Origin of the sequence: uncultured Ruminococcus sp., assembly GCF_946415235.1 — a bacterium.
Lineage (GTDB): Bacteria > Bacillota > Clostridia > Oscillospirales > Ruminococcaceae > Ruminococcus.
Map to the genome: position 1 here is coordinate 1 of NZ_CAMKRR010000144.1, position 5,562 is coordinate 5,562.

Genomic DNA, 5,562 nt, shown 5'->3' on the forward strand with positions numbered 1-5,562 from the left:
ACTTATAGAATTCTTCCTTTTTGTTTGTCCATGTAATAATTGTTTTTGCATCATTTTTTCTGAATGGTCTAAGCCTAAGCATTTTTCTGACTCCTGTTCTTTATACTTTTTTCGACAACATACGTGGCTTCCATTGCACCGTAGTTGAAGGCTTCCTGATTATCTTATATAAACTGTTCCCGGTCTGATGCCTCCAGAGGAACAAGCTGTACTTTTGCCATATTTTAGGTTTCCTTTATGTACTTTCAGTCACCGTAGGGATATTTCTTCTGCATCTCACCGAAAAACGGTCCTATTTTCTCGTGATGTGCAAGAAGATCCTTTGCCTGCTCTTTGGTTATACGGCAGGACCACATTGGAGCGCAATCATGGCAGCCTCTCGGAGTGTAATCTGCTGCTAGCTCATAGTACTCATGTGCCGGCCAGTGGCATCGAAAAATGATATACTGCGGGGTTTTCGCCAGAAGCTGCGGATGACCTCCGTAATTAGGCAACTGATGATCCTTTTCGATTATGGGTTGATCTACATATCGGCTGTACTTCGTGTCAGCCTTGATACGTCCACGGAGCCATTCCACTACCTTGTCAGGGTTGTCCAGCAGATATTTTGCCTCGGTTTCGTCACTTGTCCATATTTCCGGACAGCTGGTTTCACGGGCACCTGTTTTTACAGGGAATTCACACTGGACATAGTATCTTGTGTCTGCGGGATAGTTGTAATGAGCAATGCAGCAGAAGCCTGCATCATAGACTATCTCGCCATTAACCTTTATAATATAGCCTCTGTAGCCCGAGTATTCCTTATCGCTCATAATGAACGCTCCTTTCGTCAGACAATAACTTTGAGGCTATTGCCTTCAATTGTAACAGTAACCATATTTATGTCCTTTCTTTGCGGTAACTTTTACACGCACTCAACCCTACCTCTCAATCGCAATTTTTGATTAGCGTGATTTTTCTCTATTTTTCGGACTTTTTAACGAGTGACAGCATTTCTACACACTTAAAAGTTACAAACAGCAGTTTTAAGCACAAAAAATCGAGTGCTTAAAAAGACTGTTTATATCGCGAGTGCGCCGAAATGCTGTCTGTATCTCTTTAGGTGATATTACGTGTTCCCGCATACAGAAAATGAGTGCTTATTTTGGTTGTTTACTGAACTGCAAAATGCCAATTATCCGCGATAAATCGGCGTTTTAGGATTTTTGCCTTGACATTAAAACTACGCACTCAACGTGTGACGTATTTGGAACCATGTCGTTATTCTTATATTATCAGAAGTCTAAACACTTGTCAATATATAATGTGACTATATTATTTCAATAGCCCAAGGTCTATTGAAACAGTAAAAAATGTTTCATATAAGTGATATATTGGCTTTTGAAACGTTGCAAAAGTAATTGACACCCTATTGGGAATAGAGCCGTTGCAGTATTTACTGCAACGGTTTTCTCATGTATTATTGAAAAGAATGTTGAAATTAAATTCAATTAGAAGAATAGTATTTCAGCTTTTAAAAACGCATTCCTTACAAGTATTCCATACGAAAAATATAAAAGGCTATATATAGGCAGAAACGAGGCTTTACAAATATTCGAATCCCTCTCTGTCCGCTCTTTTAAAGAAGCCTGTATGAAACAGTTACAACTGCAATTTTGCAGTTGCGTGTGACTGATTTTCAGTCAAAAATCACACGAAATCACACGAAAATCACACGAAATTTATTGGTGGTACAAAGCTATTAAAGAAGTCAGCTCCCTTTACGGGAGCTGTTATTCTTATATTTGAAAGCGGAATATAATTATCCCCTCATCAGGCGAGAGATGAGATACTCATGCTTGTTTATGGGTAATTTATGTTGAAACATGTTTTCTAGCACTAATGCTTTCATATAACTTTGGTCTTCGGTTCTTCGCTCGCCATATACTCTTCAATCGACATAATATCTTCCTTAGTGTTAGATGTATATGCGTAGTATGAAAGAGTATATGATGCATCTAGAGCATTGATATCACCATTGTTATCAATATTAGATGTTTTCTTCTGAGTGTCAGTGAAATTGCCATTCTTATTGGTAGAAATCATTGCGTAGTAAGTCAAAACAATTGACGCATCGACTGCGTTGATGAGATTATCATTATTTACATCACCCAAATTAATAGTTGATGTTATCTTTCCACCGCGTTTCATTACAATATAAACATCGGTTAATCTAACTGATATTGTATCGGATGCTGCATCCTACAGCCAGGGCGGCAGCAATGACTAATGCTTTGTTGTAATGAGTTTTTTTCAAGATTCTCTTATCCTCAGAAAATAGCACTTTCTCCGCTTAACATTTTTTAATGGATTTCAAAAACGGTGTGTATGCTGCACATGGTGTGTAATCGCTTATATATCGCTGAGCTTTTTACACGGCTACTGTTCCATTGCTGTACATGAGGTGTGTAGTGCTGCACATAGGTGTGTAAAAGGAATGTCATAAAACAGAGGCAAACGAGCATTTTACACACCTACACGGCGATTTTTCAATTTCATCTGAGATTTTTCTGTGAAACTTATCAATAGATGTCTTATTTTATTGGTGATGTTCCAATGAAAATGACATTTCTTTTTGTCATAAGATATGATTGTTTCTATAACTTTAACGTAACAATTATTTCTCTTGTGAAAGCAAGAACGCTTAAAAAGATCTTCTATCCTTGTGCTTATCTATGAGCAAGAGAGTCCAGGGAATGAAGGAGGGAATGGCAGAGTATAGATAATATTCCTTTCTTTTCATCAAAACCACGCACTCAATGTACGGTTTTGTTGTAAAAAACGGTTGTGTATTTTTGTTGGATTTAAATCAGATTTATTTTCTTTAATCCGTTCCATATTCCGTCATGCTCACAATCATCTGTGATAAAATCTGCTGCTTTTTTTGTTTCGGGGTATGCATTGCCCATTGCGATTCCGACACCTGCATATTTTATCATTTCGATATCGTTTTGTGCATCTCCGAATACGATAACATCTTTTCTCTCAACACCGTATCTTTTTATAAATTCTCTTATACCGTTTGCCTTTCCGCCTGTTGGAGGATAAACATCCACTGCCCATTTATGCCACCGTCCTGTACGCAGATTTGAGAAACTGACATTTTCATCTGCATAAACGGTTGACATTAAAATATCAGCTCCATTATATTCTCCAACGGCATGAACGCCTGAGTTTACATCAGCCTGCGCTTGAATAACATTTTCATTTATAAAGTTCAGATACAAGCGTTTTTCCTCAACAATTACAACAGGAATATCACGGTTTTCAAACATGGTTACAATTTCTTTTTTATCGATCCCTGTAATTGGATGGCTGTAAAGCTTTTTCATATTTCTGTCAAGAACTAGCTGACCATTGAGAAGGACAAAACCGTCGTACAGGACGTCAAGGAGTCCTAGAGTAACTAATTCTGTCGGGTGACGTCCTGTACAGAGTACAGCTCCGATATCCTGCGCCTGAAGAAGTTTAATCGCTTCTTTTGTGCTTTCCAAAACAGATTTTCCGTTTCCTTCTGGAAGAAGTGTGCCGTCTACATCTAAAAATACAGCTTTTTTCATAAATTACCTCTTTTTGTACGTTTTGAGTCATGGTTCAATATACTATTGCTTCTTAGTCTTCTATCTTATCATACACTTTATAAAGGCGATTGTCAAGGTTAGATTTTTTCCATAGACTCTGTGCATTTTTAAGAATCCTTTTATCAATTGTCACTGCGAAATTTTATTTTTCATCTGCCAAAAATCTTTTCCTGATCTAAGGGCGCACTTATATACCACTTACATGGTATGTGCGCTCTGCAATGCATAAGAAATAATCCCACAAATGATTTTCAAGCTTGCAATTCACTAAAATAAATGATATAATAAATGCTATAATAAAAATGCTTCGAGGTGAACTATGTCCCACATTCTTATTATCGACGATGACGAACATACGGCTGATATTAAGGTCGTTGATGAAGAAACGGGAGAAAATGTTGAAGGTGTAACTGCTGTTATGTCATCACCGAATTATCCCGGAAATATCAGCTGGAATACTAACGATACACCTGAGATTCATTTGGATTATCTGAGATTTTGGAGTGACGATTACAGTTTTAAATTGACCAATATTCCAGAGGGCTATGCATATAAATATGAAGAACCGAATATTTCTTTTACAAAATACGGTGAACATCAGGATCTTATTATAAAGCTCAGTAAAACAACAGCTAAAGGTGATGCAAACTGTGACGGCAATATTGATATGTCAGACATTGTACTTATCATGCAGGCTCTTGCAAATCCTAACAAGTATGGAATTAATGGTACTGACAGCAGGCGTCTTACAGATCAGGGTTCTTTAAATGCCGATATTGACACATCAACATCGGGCATTACAGGAAATGATGCGTTACTAATATAGAAATTTCTTCTTAAGATCATAAGCAGTCTCGATTAAAGCGAATAAACATTTGGTAGTTATTAATATTCCAACAATCGAAATATAATAGCTATAGCAGAATTGGTTTTCATTCAGAATAAAACTATTCCACTCATTTATTCCACACGAAAATTATAAAAGGCTATAAATAGGCAAAAACAGTGCGTTACAAATATTCGAATCCCTCTCTGTCCGCCAGAATTAAAAAGCCTGTATTTCGAGAAAAACACCGAAATACAGGCTTTTCTGTTACCTACAGAAAACAGTTTTAAATGAAAATTTGCAGTTGCGTGTGAAGAAAAAACAGGCATAATTCACACGAATTCACACGAAATTCACACGAAGAAAAGGCGATATAATGTTACAAATGAAGCCAGCTCCCGTAAGGGAGCTGGTGTTCTTATATAGCGTTCATCTTACTTTTTATGGTTAGCTTTATTGTACTTGGCTATCTTTTTGAATTTTTCCTCTTTTGCTGCCAGATATCCTTCAGCATCTTCAGAATAAGCATTTTCAATTTTCAGCTTTTCATAAGATGACAGCCGCTCCTCTGAAAGTTCACCATTTTTGATAGCAGCCTGTACTGCACATCCAGGTTCAGATTTGTGAGTACAGTTCTTGAAGCGACACTTTGCTGAAAGTTCCTCGATATCTTCAAATGTAGCCGAAAGTCCTTCGCTGCTGTCCCACATTCCCATTTCACGCATACCAGGCGTATCAATGACCATAGCGCCGCCTGGAAGCATAATCAGTTCACGGTGAGTAGTGGTATGTCTGCCCTTGTCATCGTTACGTAGTCCATTCGTATCAAGCCTGTCATCTCCCAGAAGGTGATTGATAAGCGTCGATTTGCCTACACCTGACGAGCCTACAAAAGCAAGAGTCTTTCCAGCTTTCAGATACGGCGTGATCTGACTGTAACCGTCAGGTTCAGCGACTGATGTCGTAATGATATCAACTCCGACTGCAACACTTTCTATCTGAGCGATCTTTGCGGTGACTTCATCACAAAGGTCAGTTTTCGTCAAAAGAACAACAGGAACAGCACCGCTGTCCCATGCAGCAGTCAGATATCTTTCAATTCGCCTGAGATTGAAG

General features: G+C 38.0%; 5 protein-coding genes. 1 reads left to right on the forward strand and 4 read right to left on the reverse strand.

Features of this window, described 5'->3' with window-relative positions; all coding sequences use genetic code 11:
• Positions 1-245: 245 nt before the first annotated feature.
• The 3 genes from Q0R37_RS14855 to Q0R37_RS14865 all read right to left on the reverse strand — a co-directional run bounded on the left by Q0R37_RS14855 (position 246) and on the right by Q0R37_RS14865 (position 3,599).
• A complete protein-coding gene (locus tag Q0R37_RS14855) occupies positions 246-812 on the reverse strand; it encodes a hypothetical protein (protein WP_009987060.1) in 567 nt (188 codons plus the stop codon).
• A gap of 1,075 nt (positions 813-1,887) precedes the next feature.
• On the reverse strand, positions 1,888-2,190 hold the full coding sequence (locus Q0R37_RS14860) for a dockerin type I domain-containing protein (protein ID WP_294755356.1): 303 nt from the start codon (positions 2,188-2,190) through the stop codon (positions 1,888-1,890).
• Between the two features lie 653 nt (positions 2,191-2,843).
• Positions 2,844-3,599: a Cof-type HAD-IIB family hydrolase gene (locus Q0R37_RS14865; protein WP_294755357.1), complete on the reverse strand. Its 756-nt coding sequence runs from the start codon at positions 3,597-3,599 to the stop codon at positions 2,844-2,846.
• Positions 3,600-3,939: 340 nt separating this feature from the next.
• Between Q0R37_RS14865 and Q0R37_RS14870 the strand changes: the two genes are divergently transcribed.
• The gene (locus tag Q0R37_RS14870) at positions 3,940-4,446 is read left to right on the forward strand and encodes a hypothetical protein (RefSeq protein WP_294755358.1); all 507 of its coding nucleotides are present in this window, start codon (positions 3,940-3,942) and stop codon (positions 4,444-4,446) included.
• A gap of 434 nt (positions 4,447-4,880) precedes the next feature.
• Here the strand turns inward: Q0R37_RS14870 and rsgA are convergent.
• Positions 4,881-5,562, reverse strand: a 682-nt coding sequence (rsgA, locus tag Q0R37_RS14875; RefSeq protein WP_294755359.1) for a ribosome small subunit-dependent GTPase A, incomplete at its 5' end; no start/stop codon positions are given.